This window comes from Anoxybacillus sp., from assembly GCF_036834105.1.
GTDB lineage: Bacteria > Bacillota > Bacilli > Bacillales > Anoxybacillaceae > Anoxybacillus.
Genome location: NZ_DAITON010000012.1, coordinates 1 through 19,401 on the forward strand (window position 1 = coordinate 1; position 19,401 = coordinate 19,401).

At 43.4% G+C, this 19,401-nt stretch carries 14 protein-coding genes, 1 other RNA gene and 1 other annotated feature; of the genes, 1 reads left to right on the forward strand and 14 read right to left on the reverse strand.

Going from position 1 to position 19,401, the window contains the following annotated elements:
• The 8 genes from V7Z64_RS02505 to V7Z64_RS02540 all read right to left on the reverse strand — a co-directional run.
• Nucleotides 1–294, reverse strand: a 294-nt coding sequence (locus V7Z64_RS02505) for an AAA family ATPase (RefSeq protein WP_297991830.1), incomplete at its 3' end; no start/stop codon positions are given.
• 15 nt (nucleotides 295–309) lie between these two features.
• Nucleotides 310–1,119: a TetR/AcrR family transcriptional regulator gene (locus V7Z64_RS02510; protein ID WP_297991828.1), complete on the reverse strand. Its 810-nt coding sequence runs from the start codon at nucleotides 1,117–1,119 to the stop codon at nucleotides 310–312.
• Between the two features lie 83 nt (nucleotides 1,120–1,202).
• On the reverse strand, nucleotides 1,203–4,256 hold the full coding sequence (locus V7Z64_RS02515) for an efflux RND transporter permease subunit (RefSeq protein WP_297991827.1): 3,054 nt from the start codon (nucleotides 4,254–4,256) through the stop codon (nucleotides 1,203–1,205).
• Between the two features lie 153 nt (nucleotides 4,257–4,409).
• Nucleotides 4,410–5,174: a tRNA threonylcarbamoyladenosine dehydratase gene (locus V7Z64_RS02520; protein WP_297991824.1), complete on the reverse strand. Its 765-nt coding sequence runs from the start codon at nucleotides 5,172–5,174 to the stop codon at nucleotides 4,410–4,412.
• Between the two features lie 112 nt (nucleotides 5,175–5,286).
• A non-coding RNA gene (gene ssrS, locus V7Z64_RS02525) (6S RNA) lies at nucleotides 5,287–5,479 on the reverse strand.
• Nucleotides 5,480–5,529: 50 nt separating this feature from the next.
• Nucleotides 5,530–7,308 carry an aspartate--tRNA ligase gene (gene aspS, locus V7Z64_RS02530; protein WP_297991822.1) on the reverse strand — a complete coding sequence of 593 codons (1,779 nt, stop codon included), beginning with the start codon at nucleotides 7,306–7,308 and terminating at the stop codon, nucleotides 5,530–5,532.
• 11 nt (nucleotides 7,309–7,319) lie between these two features.
• The gene (gene hisS / locus V7Z64_RS02535; protein WP_297991819.1) at nucleotides 7,320–8,591 is read right to left on the reverse strand and encodes a histidine--tRNA ligase; all 1,272 of its coding nucleotides are present in this window, start codon (nucleotides 8,589–8,591) and stop codon (nucleotides 7,320–7,322) included.
• A 52-nt stretch (nucleotides 8,592–8,643) separates the two neighbouring features.
• Nucleotides 8,644–8,871: a binding site (T-box leader), on the reverse strand.
• Nucleotides 8,872–8,923: 52 nt separating this feature from the next.
• Nucleotides 8,924–10,186: an N-acetylmuramoyl-L-alanine amidase gene (locus V7Z64_RS02540; RefSeq protein WP_334109298.1), complete on the reverse strand. Its 1,263-nt coding sequence runs from the start codon at nucleotides 10,184–10,186 to the stop codon at nucleotides 8,924–8,926.
• A 133-nt stretch (nucleotides 10,187–10,319) separates the two neighbouring features.
• On the opposite strand from V7Z64_RS02540, the gene V7Z64_RS02545 reads away from it, so the two are divergent.
• Nucleotides 10,320–10,493, forward strand: a complete 174-nt coding sequence (locus tag V7Z64_RS02545; protein ID WP_003396230.1) for a hypothetical protein — start codon at nucleotides 10,320–10,322, stop codon at nucleotides 10,491–10,493.
• A gap of 35 nt (nucleotides 10,494–10,528) precedes the next feature.
• Here the strand turns inward: V7Z64_RS02545 and dtd are convergent, their stop codons facing one another.
• The 6 genes from dtd to secDF form a co-directional block, all read right to left on the reverse strand.
• On the reverse strand, nucleotides 10,529–10,969 hold the full coding sequence (gene dtd, locus V7Z64_RS02550; RefSeq protein ID WP_297991812.1) for a D-aminoacyl-tRNA deacylase: 441 nt from the start codon (nucleotides 10,967–10,969) through the stop codon (nucleotides 10,529–10,531).
• Between the two features lie 14 nt (nucleotides 10,970–10,983).
• The gene (locus V7Z64_RS02555) at nucleotides 10,984–13,182 is read right to left on the reverse strand and encodes a RelA/SpoT family protein (RefSeq protein WP_297991810.1); all 2,199 of its coding nucleotides are present in this window, start codon (nucleotides 13,180–13,182) and stop codon (nucleotides 10,984–10,986) included.
• Between the two features lie 103 nt (nucleotides 13,183–13,285).
• Nucleotides 13,286–13,798 (reverse strand): adenine phosphoribosyltransferase, encoded by a 513-nt coding sequence (locus V7Z64_RS02560; RefSeq protein ID WP_003396235.1) that lies wholly within the window; start codon nucleotides 13,796–13,798, stop codon nucleotides 13,286–13,288.
• Entirely contained in the window at nucleotides 13,764–16,124 is a 2,361-nt protein-coding gene (gene recJ, locus V7Z64_RS02565; RefSeq protein ID WP_297991806.1) for a single-stranded-DNA-specific exonuclease RecJ, read from the reverse strand. Before recJ ends, V7Z64_RS02560 begins: the two co-directional genes overlap by 35 nt.
• Nucleotides 16,125–16,180: 56 nt before the next feature.
• Nucleotides 16,181–17,071, reverse strand: coding sequence for a cation diffusion facilitator family transporter (locus tag V7Z64_RS02570; protein ID WP_297991803.1), 891 nt, complete (start codon nucleotides 17,069–17,071; stop codon nucleotides 16,181–16,183).
• 81 nt (nucleotides 17,072–17,152) lie between these two features.
• Entirely contained in the window at nucleotides 17,153–19,399 is a 2,247-nt protein-coding gene (gene secDF / locus V7Z64_RS02575; RefSeq protein WP_297991800.1) for a protein translocase subunit SecDF, read from the reverse strand.
• Nucleotides 19,400–19,401: the final 2 nt, after the last annotated feature.

The window sequence follows — 19,401 nt, forward strand, 5'->3', positions numbered from 1 at the left end:
GTCAATAAATAAAATGACGTTGCCGTGAAAACGAGCATCAGCTACAATCTCCTCTATTTCTTTTTTCCCTGCCGTCGTGGCATTTAATATATAAAACGGGCGCTGGAGCGTGCCAGCGATCGCATAAGCGAGCGATGTTTTCCCTACACCTGGTTGACCGTAAAACAAAAGTGAAGGAACGTAGCCATTTTTAATCATGCGATACAATGCTGTATGCGCTCCAATGATATGATCTTGCCCTACGACTTCATCAATCGTACGCGGACGCATGCGATAAGCGAGCGGCTCTTTCATTTGTCTCCCTCCACTTTACAGCGCCAGCGCGGCCCTTAGCGCCGGGACGAACTGACGCATATCGCTTTGTTGTAAATAAAAAAGAAACGCTTCAACAATTGCTTTTCGCGGCTCATCTTTTTTTATTTCTGCTTCCAGCTGTTCGAGCAGCTCAATCATTGCGCGATCGGTCGTTTCTTCAATCATTTGCGTCACGATCATAAGCGCTCGCTCTTTTTCGGCTTGCGCATCGTGAGCAAATAGCGGGACATCATGTTCTAAACTATCGACGAGCGCATCAAGCCGCCGCATTAAAAACGGCGCTAACCGTTGAAAAGGAAACGGTTTTTGTTCAAAGAGGGCAAAAAACAAATATTCTTTGAGCATTCCATTTAACATGATGGCGCAATCGAGCACAAATGGACGGATGCGCTCACCGTACATATTTATGAGCGATTGAACGTACCAGTCAAATAAATGCGAACGAATGCGCAAAACGAGGGCGTGAACATCTTCGCTTACTTTTTGGGCATGATCGCCCATATGCATTTGTACAATTTCTTTATGTTGTTCAAACGCTTCAATTTGTAACGAAAGTTGTTGTAAAAATTTTTCGCGCGCCGTTAACGAACGATCTGATGCGATGTGTGCAAACTGTTGAAACAACTGATCGTAATGATATTGAAAAATAGATAATACAATTTCTTCTTTCGATTTGAAGTAGTTGTATAGCGACCCTTTCGCTAAATGGCTATGTTCGGCAATTTCTTGCATCGATGTCGCATGATACCCTTTTTCTGCAAATAGCTTCATGGCGACTTCAATAATTTGCTCTTTTCTACTCATACAGCCCCATCCTTACTGTTCGTTTCTTCGTTTTATTATAGCACAACAGGCTGACCTTTCAGTCAGCCTGTTGTATGTTGCAGTTACGCTTGACGTTCTTTTTTTGCTTGACGGAAGAAAAATAATTCGTATACAACCGGAACGAGAATTAACGTCAGCAACGTCGACGATGTCAATCCACCGATGACCGTAATCGCTAATCCTTTAGAAATAAGCGTACCGGACGACTTCGTCAGCGCGAGTGGAATGAGTGCAGCAACCGTTGCAAATGCCGTCATTAAAATCGGGCGTAATCGCGTCTTTCCTGCTTCAATTAACGCTTGACGAATCGTCATTCCTTTTTGCTCGCGATTTTGACCGATTCGGTCAACGAGAACGATCGCATTTGTTGTAACAATTCCAATAAGCATAAGTAAACCGATCATTACGCTTACCGACATCGGCTCATTAGCGATAAACAATCCGAGCAATGAACCGATTGGGACGAACACGAGCGATGATAAAATGATAAACGGAATACGCGCTTTTCCGAACGTAATTAACATCGTAATGTAAACGAGTCCGATAGCTACAACCATCGCTAAACCAAGCTGTTGAAACGTTTCTACCGTTTCATCGCTTCCGCCTCCGCCTTCGAGAGAAACATCTTTTGGTAAGTCCACTTCATTTTTTACACGATTAATGACATCTTGAGTTACTTTTTGAATGTTGTCTCCGACAATTTGCGCAGACACACGGGCGAACACTTTTCCATCAAGTTTTTGAATGGACGTAAACGTATCTACTTCTTTTACTTCCGCAAGTTCGCTTACAGGTACAGGGCCAAATTTCGTAAAAATGAGCGTCTTCTCTAGCTGTTCAAGCGACGTCATTTGCTCATCGTACGACAGTTGCACAGTCCGCTCTTCTCCATCCAATGTTAACGTACCGACTTGAACTGGACGCGTTTGATCAGCGATTGTTCCGAGAATTTGGAATCCGGAAACGCCATATTGTGCCGCTTTTTGTGGGTCGATGTTTACAACGACTTGTTTTTGTTTATCAGCAAAGTTGTTTGTCACATATTTCAAATCGTCGCGCATTTTTAAGTAAGCTTCTACGTCTTTTGCCGCTTGTTGCAACGCTGTTAAGTTCGTTGAATACAAATCAATGTTAACGTTATTGTTTGACGGCGGTCCACCAGATTGTAGCTCTTGCACACCTACTTTTGCCCCTTTAACCTCCGCTTGCACAATATTTTCCATATCTCGTTCTAGCTCTTTAATAAACGCGCTGACGTTGGCACTTTCTTTGAGCGTAATAAAGTAGTTTGCTTGATTTTTCCGTTTTAAGCCGCTACGGAAATCGCGCGTACCAATTCCAGCTGTTACTTCTTTAATTTCTTTCTTTTCGTTGAACATCTTTTCGATTTTTAATGATACATCGTTCGTTTTTTCCAACGGTGTTGAAGATGGAAGTTCAACCGCTGCAATTAATGTTTTTTGTTCTTCATTTGGAATAAATGTAAATCCAAGTTTCGGAACGATCGCAAATGAACCGCCGAGCAGTAAAACGGATAAAAATAAGACGAGCCGTTTATGATCGAGCGCCCATTCAATCGCTTTACCGTATATACGTTGTAGCGCTCCTTCTTTTTCTTCTGGCGGCACTTTTTTAAATGAAAACTTCGCTAAAATTGGAACGATCGTAATTGCAACAACGAGTGACATTAAGAGCGAAAAGACGATTGTTAATGCAAACGGCAAGAAAAACTCACCGGTGACACCGCCGACAAATCCGAGCGGCAAAAACACGACAACAGTCGTAATCGTCGATGACGTAATCGCCTTTAAAATTTCTTTCGTTGAATCTTCGACAAGCTCATCCGTCATTCCAGACTTTGACTTGCGCACGCGTCGGAAAATGTTTTCAATGACAACGATGCTATCGTCAACTACGCGTCCGACCGCTACCGCCATTCCACCGAGCGTCATAATATTTAAAGAAATGTCCATGCGTTGTAAGAAAATTGATGCAACGAGTAAAGATAGCGGAATAGAAATGATCGCAATTATTGTTGCACGTACGTTTCGTAAAAAGACGAGCACGGCAATAGATGCAAATAACGCACCGAGCAAGCCTTCGCGCACGAGCGTTTCCACTGACTTTTTAATTCCCTCGGCGGAATCGAAGCCGATCGCATAGTCTATTTTATCTTTATACTTGTCAAGCACGTTTAACACTTTTTCAGCTACTTCAACCGTATTCGCATCTTGTTTTTTCGTAATCGCCATCGATAGCGACGGTTGTAGATTGTAACGCGTGATTTCTCCTTGTTCTGTCACAGGTGCAATGGTAGCGACGTCTTTTAACGTAATGGTCGTCGGCGCTTCTTGACCGCTCGCCGGCGCACCTGGTGATGCGTTCATAAGCGGCGAAGATAAAGGTAAGTTTTCAAGCTGTTTGATCGTTTCAATTTTTTGCTGAACGCGAATCGGAATTTGTAACGTCTCTGTTTGCACGTTACCAGCCGGGAAAGCTAAAAACTTTTCATTAATTTGCTCTTTAATTTGCGTCAAACTCAGCCCATATTGCAATGCTTTTTGTTTATCTACAGTAATTTGAATCAAGTTTTCTTCCATCCCGCCAACCGAAATGGAATTGACACCGTTAATTTTTTTTAACTCAGGAACGATTGTATCATCTAACAATTGCTGGACGTTCGTATCCCCTTTAGCGAACAGCGAAATGTTATAAATCGGGAACGTCCCGAACGAGAAACGGTTCACTTTCGTCTGCACGTTTTCCGGCAAGTTCGCTTCTTTCATGAGCGACTCAACTTGCCGCTCTACTTCTTCCATGTCTGTATTAAATGGAAATTCGAGGTTAATGATTGCGATACTTTCAAACGATGTACTTTGGAGTTTTTTTACTCCCTCAATAGCTTTCAACTTTTCTTCCAATTTTGTTGTTACTTGCTCATTCATATCTTCTGGTGAAGCCCCGGGGTAAATGACTTCAACAGATAGCTGCGGAAATTCAATGTTTGGTAACAAGTCTACTTTTAAAGAAGAAAACGAATATAGTCCGCCTAATATGAGTAAAAATGAAATGATAAATACGGCGACCGCATTTTTTAAACTAAACCTTGTTAACATACTTCTCTTCCCTTCTTTTTTATAATATGACCAATCGGTCGTTTATTTACGACTACATAGTCATAACACAACTATAATGCAATTTTTCTCATTTTGCAACTTCCGATGTGCGCTGAAATAGAAAATAAAAAGCGCAAAGGCTCTCCCTTGCGCTTATTGTTGATCAACACGTTGAATCGGAATATCTTTTAACAATTGTTGTACGACGTGCGCTGCCATAATAAGACCTGCGACAGATGGAACGAACGCATTCGATGACGGCGGCATTTTCGCTTTTCGGATCGTCGCCGCATCGTTTCCTACTTCTTTCCGTACGTCTTCGCGAATAACGATTGGGCTTTCGTCAGAAAAAACAACGGTAATCCCTTTTTTAATTCCTTCTTTTCGTAAACGGGTGCGAATCACTTTCGCAATCGGATCGGTATGCGTTTTTGAAATGTCAGCGATGCGAAAACGGGTCGGGTCCATTTTATTTGCCGCACCCATGCTCGAGATAATCGGAATGTTGCGCTCTAAACATTGTTTCATTAAGTGAATTTTATATGAAATCGTATCCGATGCATCAATGACGTAGTCGATGTCATACGAAAAAATTTGCTCATACGTCTCTTCCGTATAAAACATTTTTAATGCAATGACTTCACACGCTGGATTAATGTCAGCGATGCGCTCTTTCATCACTTCCACTTTCGGACGACCGACAGTAGATAATAGCGCATGAATTTGTCTGTTCACATTTGTAATGTCAATATCGTCTTTATCAATTAAAATGAGACGTCCAACCCCTGAACGAGCAAGCGCCTCAACCGCAAACGATCCGACACCTCCAATGCCGAGAACGGCCACTGTGCTTTCGCTTAATTTTTTTAAACCTTCTTTCCCGATTGCGAGTTCATTGCGAGAAAATTGATGTAACATGTTGTTCCTCCCATATGTAAGTATTTCAATCGGATATACATGCATTATGACACAAAAAAAGCCTCAACGTAAAGCATGTTCTTTACGTCAAGGCTTTATTCGTTTTTGTTTCTGTAGTCCCAATCGTGCCGTCGCTGATGGCCTTTGTTTTGAACCCGCTCTCTCACAGGTGGGTGCCCTGTTTCAAGCTTTTGTACGTCCTCGGTATGTAAATGAGGCATGTACGCCACCTGAAAACCCGAGCTCCCGTATCACACATTGTTCGGTCAAAACAATAGGTGATACGACAAACACATCAGGACTTCGTGTTATTTGTATGTTAGCACACTTTCGATCGTTTTGCAACGTCACAAATTTAGTCTACTTTTTGAACGTCTTTCACGCGCAAATGCAGTTCGTCTAGTTGTGCTTCACTTACTGCGCTTGGCGCTTCCGTTAACAAACAGCTCGCGCTTGCTGTTTTCGGGAAAGCAATCGTATCGCGCAAGTTGGAACGACCCGCAAGCAACATCACGAGCCGGTCTAAGCCGAGCGCGATGCCGCCATGCGGAGGAGTGCCGTATTCAAACGCCTCAAGCAAGAAACCGAACTGTTCGCGCGCTTGTTGTTCTGTAAAACCAAGTGTTGTAAACATTTTCTCTTGTATATCGCGTTCGAAAATGCGGAGGGATCCTCCTCCTAATTCGTATCCGTTTAGCACAAGATCGTACGCTTGTGCACGAACGCTTGCCGGATCTGTATCAAATTTTGGCACGTCTTCGCGAACAGGCATCGTAAACGGATGATGCGCCGCGTAATAACGTCCTTCTTCTTCGTCGTATTCAAAAAGCGGCCAATCCGTAATCCATAAGAAATGAAATAGCGATTCATCAATTAATTGTAAATCTTTTCCGAGTTTTAAGCGCAACGCACCGAGGGAATCAGCGACGACTGATTTTTTATCGGCTACAAACAATAATAAATCGCCCGCTTCCGCTTCAAGCGTTTGCATCATTTGCTTTTGTTCTTCTTCATTGAAAAACTTAGCAATAGGCCCTTTCAGCCCGTCGCTTTCGACTTTTAGCCATGCTAATCCTTTTGCACCATAGCGAGCGACATATTCCGTCAACGCATCAATATCTTTGCGCGAATATTTATCCGCTGCCCCTTTTACGTTGATCGCTTTCACTTGCCCACCGTTTTGTACTGCGCTCGCAAATACTTTAAATCCACAATCTTTCACTTGCTCAGATAAATCGACAAGCTCAAGGCCAAAACGTGTATCTGGTTTATCTGAGCCGTAGCGCGCAATCGCTTCATCATACGACATGCGCGGAAATGGAGTAGGAATGTCGATCCCTTTTGCGATTTTCATGACGCGCGCCATCATGCGCTCTACCATCGCTAAAATATCATCTTGACTCATAAACGATGTTTCGATGTCGACTTGTGTAAATTCCGGCTGACGATCGGCACGCAAATCTTCATCACGGAAGCAGCGAGCCATTTGATAATACCGTTCGAATCCTGCAACCATCAATAGCTGTTTGAAAATTTGCGGCGATTGTGGCAACGCATAAAATTCACCAGGATGAACGCGGCTCGGCACTAAGTAATCGCGCGCCCCTTCTGGCGTACTTTTCGTTAAAATAGGTGTTTCTACTTCTAAAAAACCTTCTTCGTCTAGAAAGTCACGAATGGCTTTTGTCACTTGATGACGCAATTGAAACGTTTGAAACATGACAGGGCGACGTAAGTCTAAATAACGATATTTTAAACGAACATCTTCCGATACGTCTGTTTTATCTGAAATCGGAAACGGGGGTGTTTTCGCTTCACTTAAAATCGTGACGTGCGTCGCATGCACCTCAACCGTCCCTGTCGGTAAATTGTGATTTACTTGTCCTTCTTCACGACGTACGACCGTTCCTTCTACGTCTAGTACATATTCGCTACGAATTTTTTCTGCTACTTGTAACGCTTCTTTTGATACATCCGGACTAAATACAATTTGCACGATGCCCGTCCGATCGCGCAAATCAATAAAAATTAACCCACCTAAATCGCGGCGCTTTTGTACCCATCCTTTTAAACGGACCGTTTGACCGATTGCTGTATCCGTCACTTCTCCACAATAATGCGTCCTTCCAAACATATTTTCCCCTCCTATTGCAATGCGTTTTTCATATGCGAAATAAATGTATCAAGCGATACTTCCTGCTGTTCTCCTGTTGCCATACATTTGACGTTAATGATCCCTTTTTGCAGCTCGTCTTCACCTAAAATAGCGACATATTTCGCATGCAAACGATCAGCCGCTTTTAGCTGTGCCTTCACCTTGCGATCTTGATAATCTTTTTCTGCAGCAATTCCTTCTTGACGAAGTGAGGCGACGAGGGCAACGGCTTCTTCTTTCGCCTGCTCGCCTAATGCAACAACATAACAATCAATGCCTCCTGAAACCGGCAAAGAAATACCTTCTGCATCCAATGCCGCAAGCAACCGTTCAATGCTTAATGCAAATCCGATCCCCGACGTTTCAGGTCCGCCAATTTCTTGAACGAGACCGTTATAACGGCCGCCACCACATAACGTCGTAATTGCACCAAATCCTTCCGCCTCGCTCATAATTTCAAATGCGGTATGATTGTAGTAATCTAATCCACGCACAAGCCGAGGGTCGACTTCAAATGCGATGCCAAGCTTTCGTAAATACATTTGCACTTGATTAAAATACGTGTACGATTGTTCATTTAAGTAATCTAAAATCGATGGGGCGGTGCGCATTAATTCATGTTCACGGTCTTTTTTACAGTCTAAAATGCGCATCGGGTTTTTATGTAACCGCGCTTGGCAATCATCGCAAAACTCGTGAATGCGGTGTTGAAAATGGTCGATGAGCGCTTGACGGTGCGCTTTTCTACTTTCAACGTCACCTAAGCTGTTGATAACAAGCTTTAACTTTTTCAATCCGAGCGAACGATATATATCGATCGCTAAAGCAATCACTTCCGCATCGATTGCTGGATCATTGCTTCCGAGCGCTTCGACACCAAATTGCACGAACTGGCGGAAACGGCCGGCTTGCGGACGCTCATAACGAAACATCGGCCCCATATAGTACAGTTTGACTGGCTGATTCGGATACCCGTACATTTTGTTTTCTACAAATGAACGAACGACTGCTGCCGTTCCTTCTGGGCGAAGCGTTAAACTCCGACCGCCGCGGTCTTCAAACGTGTACATTTCTTTTTGAACGATATCAGTTGTATCCCCAACACCGCGCAAAAATAGTTCTGTATGCTCGAAAATCGGTGTGCGAATTTCTTGATAGTTATAGCGACGGCAAAGTTCGCGCGCAATTTGCTCAACATATTGCCATTTTGCTGCTTGAGCTGGCAATATATCTTGCGTTCCGCGCGGAATTTGAAACGACATATGTTTCCCTCCTTTAGTTTTTATGCAAACAAAAATCTCCCATCCCTAATAAATTAGGGACGAGAGACGAATTCCCGTGGTGCCACCCTAGTTGAAGCGCATGCTTCCACTTGTTCCGTTAACGCTCGGAGGCGTTCTCTCCTACTAACGACTGCGCGTTCAAAGAGAAACCTACGGAGTGTTCGTTCGTTAAGTCATCATGGAGAAATGCTTTCAGCCCGCGGCATTTCCTCTCTGTCCATGTGTACTCTTAACTACTTTTCTCCATCATCGGTGAAATGTTGAATTTTCTTTTATATTACGTACGAAAAAACGATTTGTCAAGACGACCTTTATTTTTCAAAATAGCGAAGCAAGCCATTACAGATCGCTTCGGTTGCTGCTTGTTGATATGTCGATGACGCAACGAACAATTCCTCATTCGGATGGCTTAAATAGCCGAGCTCAAGCAGTACAGAAGGGCGGCTATTTTCCCGTAAAACATGGTAGTTACCTACGCGAACGCCACGCTGTTGAATGCCTGTTAATCGACTGAGCGGTTCAAAAAGCGCATGTGCGAGCGATCGGTCCATTTGCTTATAGTAGTATATCGTTAATCCGTTTGCCGTTCGGTTTAATGCGCTGTCGTAATGAATGCTAACGAACGCATCCGCTTTATTTCTCGCCGCAACTTGAACTCTTTCGCTTAACGATAAAAAGCGATCGTCGGCACGCGTTAAAATGACGTTTACCCCTCGCTGTTTTAGCTTTTCGCTAAGCAATAGCGCAGTTTGTAATGTTAACATCTTTTCGATTGTTCCATTGACCCCGGTTGTTCCATAATCTTTCCCACCATGTCCGACGTCAATCACCACCGTTTTTCCCAACGTTGTTTGAGGTTGCGATGGTGGAAGTTGTTCCATTGGTTGTTCATTCAGTTGAACGACCCATTCCGCTACATAACCAATCGTTTGACTGTTTACTTGAATGACGTACCATTGTCCTTCCTTGCGAATGACCGCAAAACGATCTCCGCGTTTCGCTTTAGCAATGATTGGTGAGTCGGTTGAAGCGGCAGAGCGAATATTTGTATTGTCGTATAATGTTTGAACGTATGTGTTCTGTTCATCATGCTGCTCTACATTAGCTACGTACGAACGATGTACCCATCCTTCTTTTCCTTCCCAACGAACGTACATCCAATCGCCTTGAATCGATGTTGCCGTCCCTTTTTCATTGCGATTCACATACCCGATAACCGTAAACGTCGTACCCGGTCCTTTGCGAAGTCGCAATCCATCTGCCTGGCATACGACCAATTGTTGCAGTTGTTTTCTTGTTTCCGTCTTTTCTTTCTGGATTTCGACGTATTTTCCATGCACCCATCCTGTCCGATTGGCAGCAAGCCGAATTTGTAGCCATTCTCCCCGCGTTTGAACGACCGCATATTGCTTTCCTTTCGCTACTTTTTCTTGCACGGAAAACGTAAAGCCTGGCCCTGTGCGCACGTTTAATCGGTCGACAGCAATGCGCACGTTCATTGCGGCTGTCGCCGTTTGAGCGATAAGCAACAAACAACAAAAAATGATCCATGACATGATCAGCGATTTTTTCATGTTGTAAGTCCCCCTGCGTTGTCGATAGTCGCTACTTTATTTCTTCGCAAAGAAAAAAAAATCCTTCTTTGAATGAAAAGGTAGAAAAATTGGGAATAATACGAACGACATGTGACACGAAAGGAGATTCGTTATGCGTCATAGCGAAAAAGGGGAATTTATTCATACGCAATCACCGCTTATGCACGTCGACTTTCATTCATTTATTCAAAAAGAAAACGACTTGACATCGTTTGAACTCGCCTCCGAATTCGGACTTTCTCTTCGCGACGTCCAAAAACTAAAGAAACATTTAGCGCGAGGATAAAAAAACCGAGCTCGTCCCACAGGAGAGCTCGGTTTCTATTTGCTTTCAACAATAAGCGTCACCGGGCCAACGTTTGTCAGTTGTACATCCATCATCGCTCCGAATATGCCCGTTTCCACCCGAATTCCTTTTTGGCGTAATTGTTCGTTCAATGCTTCATATATTTGTTCCGCATGCTCCGGTTTTGCGGCATCCATAAAGTTCGGTCTTCTCCCTTTACGGCAGTCCCCATACAACGTGAATTGGGAAATTGATAAAATCGATCCGCCAACATCTAAAAGCGACACGTTCATTTTTCCATGTTCATCTTCAAATATGCGTAAGTTGGCAATTTTGTCGGCGACAAATGCTGCGTCTTCAACCGTATCATCATGGGTAATACCGACTAACAACACAAGACCAAAATCAATGGCTCCAACGACTTCGCCAGCTACAGTTACTTTCGCATCTTTCGCGTGCTGAACGACAACTCTCATTGCGACAACCCTCTCTAGTTCATGATCCGACGTACGGAATAAATGTCTGGAATTTGTTTAATTCGCTCAACTACTTTTTGTAAATGACTTACATTATGAATAAAAATGGTCATATGAATCGTCGCCATTTTATTGCGATGATCCGTTCTTCCTGATACAGCGGAAATGTTCGTTTTCGTTTCATTAACAGCTTGCAGCACTTCGTTAAGCAAACCGCGCCGATCGTAACCGGTAATTTCGATGTCCACCGTATACTCCCGTTGACAGTTAGCTCCGCTCTCCCATTGCACAGGAATAAGCCGCTCCTTCGCTTCTTCTGCAAGCACATTCGGACAATCTGCACGATGGACAGAAACGCCTCGCCCTTTCGTAATAAAGCCGATAATTTCATCACCAGGCACCGGATTACAGCAGCGCGACAGACGAATAAGCAAATTGTCGACCCCTTCGACGCATACGCCAAAATCGCGTTTTTTTATCGGGGTCACCGTTTTTGCCTCTTGTAGCATGTCCGACAACCGTTTCGCTTGTTCTTCTAAGTCGCGTTGTTTGCGCCACTTTTCTGTTAAACGATGGGCCACTTGGGCAGCTGTAATACCGTTGTATCCAACGGCAGCATACATATCTTCTTCATTCGCAAAATTAAATTTTTCCGCAACACGTTTTATATTTTCTGTTGTGAGCACTTCTTTTACCTCAAAGCCCATGTTGCGAATTTCTTTTTCAACGAGCTCTTTTCCTTTTTCAATGTTTTCTTCGCGTCGTTGTTTTTTGAAAAATTGTCGAATTTTATTTTTCGCATGCGATGTTTGTGCAATTTTTAACCAATCTTGGCTCGGGCCGTATGAATGGTTTGATGTTAAAATTTCAACAATGTCACCCGTCTGTAACGGATGATCGAGCGGCACCATTTTTCCGTTTACTTTCGCACCAATCGTTTTATTTCCAATTTCGGAATGAATGCGATATGCAAAATCAATCGGCACCGAACCAGCAGGAAGTTCAATGACATCGCCTTTCGGTGTAAAAACGAACACCATATCAGAAAATAAATCCATCTTTAACGTTTCTACAAATTCTTCCGCGTTGTTCGTTTCATTTTGCCATTCGACAATTTCACGAAACCATGATAACTTTTCTTCAAACGTATTGGGACGAATCGTTTTTCCTTCTTTGTACGCCCAGTGGGCAGCAATTCCAAACTCTGCGATATGATGCATCTCAAACGTCCGAATTTGCACTTCAAGCGGCTCGCCTTTCGGACCGACGACCGTCGTATGAAGCGATTGATACATGTTCGGCTTCGGCATGGCAATATAGTCTTTGAAACGTCCCGGCATCGGCTTCCAACACGTATGGATAATGCCGAGAACAGCATAACAATCTTTAATGCTTTCAACGATAATGCGCACAGCAAGCAAATCGTAAATTTCGTTAAATTGTTTATTTTGCAACACCATTTTGCGATAAATGCTATAAATATGTTTTGGGCGTCCAGAAATTTCAGCTTGAATGCCAACTTCGTTTAGCCGTTCACGCATGTCTTGAATGACTTCTTCCAAATATTGTTCACGTTCGGCGCGCTTCTTTTTCATTAAGTTGACAATTCGATAGTATTGTTGTGGATTTAAATAGCGGAGCGCCGTATCTTCTAGCTCCCATTTAATTTTTGAAATTCCTAGACGATGCGCAAGCGGAGCGAAAATTTCAAGCGTCTCGTTCGCGATGCGCCGTTGTTTTTCAAGCGGCAAATGTTTTAACGTGCGCATGTTGTGCAAACGGTCCGCCAATTTGATTAAAATCACCCGTATGTCTTGTGCCATCGCTAAAAACATTTTTCGGTGATTTTCTGCCTGTTGCTCTTCATGCGATTTATATTTAATTTTTCCGAGCTTCGTCACCCCATCGACGAGCATCGCTACTTCTTTTCCGAATTCTTTTTCTAAATCTTCTTTCGTCACAGATGTATCTTCAACGACATCGTGCAAAAATCCGGCTGCAATTGTCGCAGGATCCATTTCTAAATCGACTAAAATGCCAGCCACTTGAATTGGATGAATGATGTATGGCTCTCCAGACTTCCGATATTGCTCGCGATGCGCTTCTTTTGCAAACTCATATGCCCGTTCAATAAACTGTACATCTTCCTTCGACAAATAACGGCTCGCCTTTTCAATCACTTGTTCTGCCGTTAATACTTGTTCATTTGCCATGCAATCACCTTTGTTTTAAACGTATTGACAATATTATCATGAAAATTTTCTCAAATGTAAAGAGCAATGATGCGAAAAAGAGGAGCGTTTTGCCCCTCCTTCCTTAAAATTGCATTAACGTTAAAATATCGTACCCTTTCAACTTTTCGCGACCTTCTAAATACGTTAATTCAATCAAAAATGCAATACCTGCGACAACTCCACCGAGCTGTTCAACAAGCTTAATCGTCGCTTCAATTGTTCCACCAGTCGCTAATAAATCGTCTGTAATAAGGACGCGCTGGCCTGGCTTGATCGCATCTTTATGCATCGTCAATACGTCCTTACCGTATTCTAAACCATACTCTACACGAATCACTTCGCGAGGCAATTTTCCTTCTTTGCGAACAGGAACAAAGCCGACACCAAGCGCATAAGCGACTGGGCAACCGATAATAAATCCGCGCGCTTCTGGTCCAACGACGACATCTATTTTCTTCTCGCGGGCATAATTGACAATTTGATCTGTCGCGTATTTGTACACTTCACCTTTGTCCATAATGGTTGTAATATCTTTAAATTGAATACCTGGTTTTGGAAAATCAGGGACAATCGTGACGTATTGTTTTAAATCCATTGACATTTTCCTCCTCATACAATGAATCAAACCAACGTTTCAGTTGGGAATAAGATGAATATAAAAACATATGCTCAAGCTCTGCTTGGGCTTGTTTTAACCGATAAGCTGGCGATTCTGTTAAATCGCGCTTTTGCACATCGCGAGTTAAAGAAACGATCCCGTTTTCAACTGTAACAAAGCCGAGTTCCGCAAACACTTGAATCATAAACAACACCGTTTCTTTCGTCCATCCGCGCGAGCGAGCTAACTCTTCAGCATAACGCCGTATATCAAACGGGCTACGCTTATGCAAAAAAGAATATAGCCACTTAAAATGTTCACGCGTTGGCAATATGCTAAAGAAGTGACTCTCCCTTTGATAGAATAACGCATAAATGCGCTCAGGTAAACTACAACTTAACAAAACTTTAACGATTTGCTGCGACGGGGGCAAATCGAGAAGGATCACGTACTTTCCACAGACATGAATCGCCGCCTCATTTTCGTTTTGGACATGTACAATTTCATCCGCATATGGCGATAACTGCAACGCATCGACCGTATCGCGATGAAAAGCAATTAATAGCCGTTTTTCTTTTGGAAGCGATGCAATGAGCTTATTCGGCTGGCGAATATGGCGCATATCAAACAATTGCCATTCGTTTACGGCTACATCTTGAATCATTAACTGTGGTTTACGAAAGTTATTCCATTCGTTAATCGCCAACTCCCCGACAACCGAAAGACGAACGTTGGGCGCGATTTCGTCGCCAACGTGTCCGAAACCAAATCCGATCGCTTCTAACGTTTTTCCATTTTCAGCTAACAGTAATTTCAAATGATTTTGATCCGTTCCAATTTTTCGCAACGTATCAAGCTGTACATTTTCTAAAAGTACACGCGGTTTCGGATTCCCCATTCCAAACGGGGCAAGCCGGTTCATTTGTTCAATCAACTCAATCGAGACATCCGAAATTGAACAGCGCAAGTCGACGTGCGTGACAGGAACAAAATGTTCAGCTGTTAATTGCTGCTTTGCCGCTTCATTAAGACGACGACGTAATTCATCTATATCGTGAACAGAAAGCGTCATCCCTGCCGCCATCGGATGACCACCGAAATGCGGTAAAATGTCCCGGCATTCCGACAAATTGGCAAACAAGTCGAACCCTTCAATGCTTCGCGCCGACCCTTTCGCGACCCCTTTTTCTCGATCAACGCTTAAAATGATCGTCGGTCGGTAAAAACGTTCAACTAACCGTGAAGCTACAATGCCAATGACACCGACGTTCCATCCTTCTTTCGCTACAACTAATACGCGATCATCGACATCATGCTGCTCAACGAGTTGAATCGCTTCCTCTGTCATGTCATTAACAAGCTGTTGTCGTTCGCGATTCATCGCATCGATTTGTTCTGCTAACATATGCGCCTCGTGCGCATCTGTCGTCAACAATAGCTGAACAGCTGGATCGGCGCAATCGAGACGGCCAGCTGCGTTAATGCGCGGGCCGATCATAAACGCAATTGTATCCTCTGTCACCGCCGTATGGGATACGCCGCATTGTTTGCAAAGCGCTTGTAAACCGAGACGATCCGTTTGTCTAAATTGCTCGATGCCTAAACGGGCGAGCAAATGATTCTCATCTTGCAGTGGAACGAGATCAGCAATCGTCCCGATTGCGACAACATCAAGCCATTCATATGGCACGCGTCCGATGAGCGCATGAGCAAGCTTGAACGCAACCCCTACACCGGCTAAATGTTTAAACGGATAATTTGGACTTATTTTTGGATGAATCGTCGCATACGCCTCAGGCAACATTGGGCCAGGCTCATGATGGTCTGTAATGATTAAATCGATGCCAAGCTGTTTTGCAATCTTCGCTTCGTATAAAGCAGAAATACCTGTATCGACGGTAATGATAAGCGAAACACCTTGTTCTTTCGCCAGACGAAACGCTTGTTCATTCGGTCCATATCCTTCTGAAAAGCGATTAGGAATATAAAAAGAAACATTGGCACCTTTTTGTCGTAATGCGCTCACCATCACGACTGTGCTGCTTACTCCATCGGCGTCGTAATCGCCGAAAACGAGAATATGCTCCCCGTTTGTAATCGCTTTCTCTATTCGCTCAACCGCTTTTTCCATATCGTTTAACAAAAATGGCGAGTGAAACGATTGCTTTCGTTCAAAAAAAGAACGAGCGGCTTCAACGGTATCGTAGCCGCGGCTAACGAGCAATGAGGCAACGAGCGGAGCTATATGTAATGCTTTCGCAATCATTTGCACTTGTTCATTGTTTACTTGTTGGACGTTCCAGCGGGTTTTCGATGCTAACATGTCATTCACCCCTCAACCTTTTCATTATACAAAACAATAAGCTGAGGGGCAATTTATTATTCAAGATATGGATTAATATGCACCATCACATTATGCACTTGCGGAAATGACAACAATTTTTCTTTCACTTTTTTTCCAATCTCATGACCTTCTAGAACCGTTATATGTGGATCGACGGCGATTTTCAAATCAACGACAACATAGTGACCGTGTTGACGAGCGTAAAGGGAATCGATACGCTTCACTTCTTGAAGCGAAAGAATCGCTTCGCGCAAACGAACCGTTTCTTCCTCATGCCACACGTGATCAAGTGCATGATGGATCGACTCTGCCCCTAACTTCCATGCCATTTTTAAAACGAGAAGCGAAACGAATAGTCCAGCAACAGGATCGGCATAAATAAGCCAAGGAATGTCCACTTTTTGTCCGACGACGGCAGCGACAATGCCAACCAAGGCAGCAATCGAAGAAAAAACATCCGAGCGATGCTCATACGCATTCACGATAATCGCATCGCTCTTAATTTTCTTTCCTAAAGCATACTTATAGCGAAACATCGCCTCTTTTACAACGATAGACAACACGACAGCGTAGATGGCTATCATTTTCGGTGGTTCAATCGGATGAAAAAAAGAAGAAAAAGATGAAACTCCTATTTCTACCCCGACGAGAAAAAGTAAAACCGCCACGATAATGGCAGCAATCGACTCCGCTTTCCCATGCCCATACGGATGATCGTCGTCGGGGGGCCGTTTTGCTGCACGCAAACCAATCCATACCGCAAGCGATCCTGCTACATCGGAAGCAGAATGCACCGCATCTGCAACAAGTGCTTTACTGTTGGCAATTATTCCGATCCAACCTTTTATGACCGCCAAAATGATGTTCCCAACAACGCCAATCATCGCCGCGAATTGGGCTTGTTGAAAACGCGTTTGTTCATTCATCTCATCCGCTTCCTTTCCCTTTTGCTTGTTAGTGTATCCTATTCTAGTAACGAAAAAACGTCGCGGCATGCGCCACGACGTTTACACTTCCGGTTCTACTTCCAACTGTTCGCGTTTTTGTTTTCCTTTTTTCAATTGTTTCGCCTTCCAAATGAGCCATAATTGTGCAGCAATAAAGAGTGACGAATATGTGCCTGAAATCAGCCCAGCAAGCAACGCAAACGAGAAATTACGAATTGCTTCACTACCAAATAGTAAAAGGGCTACGACGGTAAAAACGACCGTTAATACGGTGTTGATTGAACGCCCAAAAGTTTGTTGCAACGCTTTGTTGACAACATCTTTTAAATCGTCGACCGTTTTCACTTTCCGTTTTTTCATTAAATAGCGAATGCGGTCGAACGTGACGATCGTGTCATTAATGGAGTAACCGACAACCGTTAACACGGCAGCAATAAACGTTAAATCGACCTCTAACCGCGTCAAACTAAAGAACGCAATGATGAAAAACGCATCGTGTAATAGCGCAACAATCGCTGCAAGCGCCATATACATTTCAAAGCGGACCGTTACGTAAATGATAATACCAACAGATGCAATTAAAACGGAAATGAACGCATTGCGCGCCAATTCCTTCCCAACTGTCGGCGATACAGTACTAACGTTCGGCTCTATACCATACTTTTCTTTAAAATGCGATTTCAGCTGTGAAATTTCCTTTTGATCGAGCACGCCGAGAAAACGGGCAATGGCCATTTCGTTCTTATTTCCTGACAGTACGATATCTTTCGGCTCAAGTTGTAATTTATTTAATTCTTGCTTCACTTCCTCGGTTGTGAGCGACTTTTCACTCATTATATCGACGCGCGTTCCACTTGAAAAGTCAATGCCTAAATTTAATTTAGCAGTAAGAAGCAATACGAGTCCGACAACGACCATCGCCCCTGAAATCGCAAAAAACAGTTTGCTTCGTTTGACAAAGTCAAGGCGCGCAAACTTTGTCGGTACATCCGTATCATCTGTCACTTGTGCGATATTTAATATATCTTTCGGGTTGACACCGAAGTAGTGCGGTTTTTTATCAAACAAGCGGCTTTTCACAAGCAATCCGAGCAATATACGCGTCCCATATACCGCCGTAATAAAGCTTGCTAAAATGCTGATGATGAGCATCGTCGCAAATCCTTTTACCGAGCTCGTCCCATATGCAAACAACACAACACCAGCGATGATCGTTGTAATGTTCGCATCTAAAATCGTTCCGAAAGAACCGCGATTTCCGATGCGATATGCTGACATAAGCGATTTTCCGAGCTTTAACTCATCTTTTATTCGCTCATATGTAATAATATTCGCATCGACAGCCATGCCGACACCAAGGATAAGCGCTGCAATTCCCGGTAGCGTCAACACGCCGTTCATCCAATCGAATACGAGCAAAATGAGGTAAATGTAAACACTTAACGTAACGACAGCGACAATTCCCGGCAAGCGATAAAAAACGAGCATAAATAAAAAAACGAGCGCGATGCCAATCATTCCTGCTAAAATCGTTTTTTGAAGCGCTTGCTCACCAAATTGCGCACCTACAGATGTAGAATAAATTTCTTTCAATTCAACAGGGAGTGCACCTGCATTCAACAAATCAGCCAATTGTTTCGCTTCTTCAACTGTAAAGTTTCCAACGATAGAAACATCTGTCTGATTGAACACTTCATTCACTTGTGCAGCTGAAATAAATTTCGAATGCTCTTTTCCTACTTCTTTCGCGTACGAGTCAACGCCTTCTTCAAAATCTAGCCAAATGACAAGCACGTTATTTGGTGCCATACTTAATACTTTTTCTGTCACTTGCTTAAATTTATTTGCATCTTTTAATTTAATTCCGACGCTCGGTTTTCCTTTATCATCAAACGTTTGCTTGGCGCCTCCTTCAACGAGGTCGCTCCCGTCCATCAACACGTTGTCGTGTACGTCGCGAAACGTCAATTTTGCCTCTGTCGACAAAATTTCACGCGCTTTATTTTGATCTTTTACGCCGGCCAATTGAACGCGAATACGATCGTTCCCTTCCACATCAATGCGCGGTTCGCTCACTCCAAGCACGTTAATGCGCTTGTTTAACGCGCTCACCGTGCTGAGCAATACGTCTTTCGTAATTTTTTCCCCTTCTTTTGTCGGCTTCACTTCATATAAAATTTCAAAACCGCCTTGCAAGTCCAAGCCGAGCTTAATATCCTTTACAATTTTCTCCCCGGTTGTTCCCATCATGCCGCCTAGTAAAACGACAAGAAGGAAAAAAGCAATGATGCGACTACGTTTTACCATAA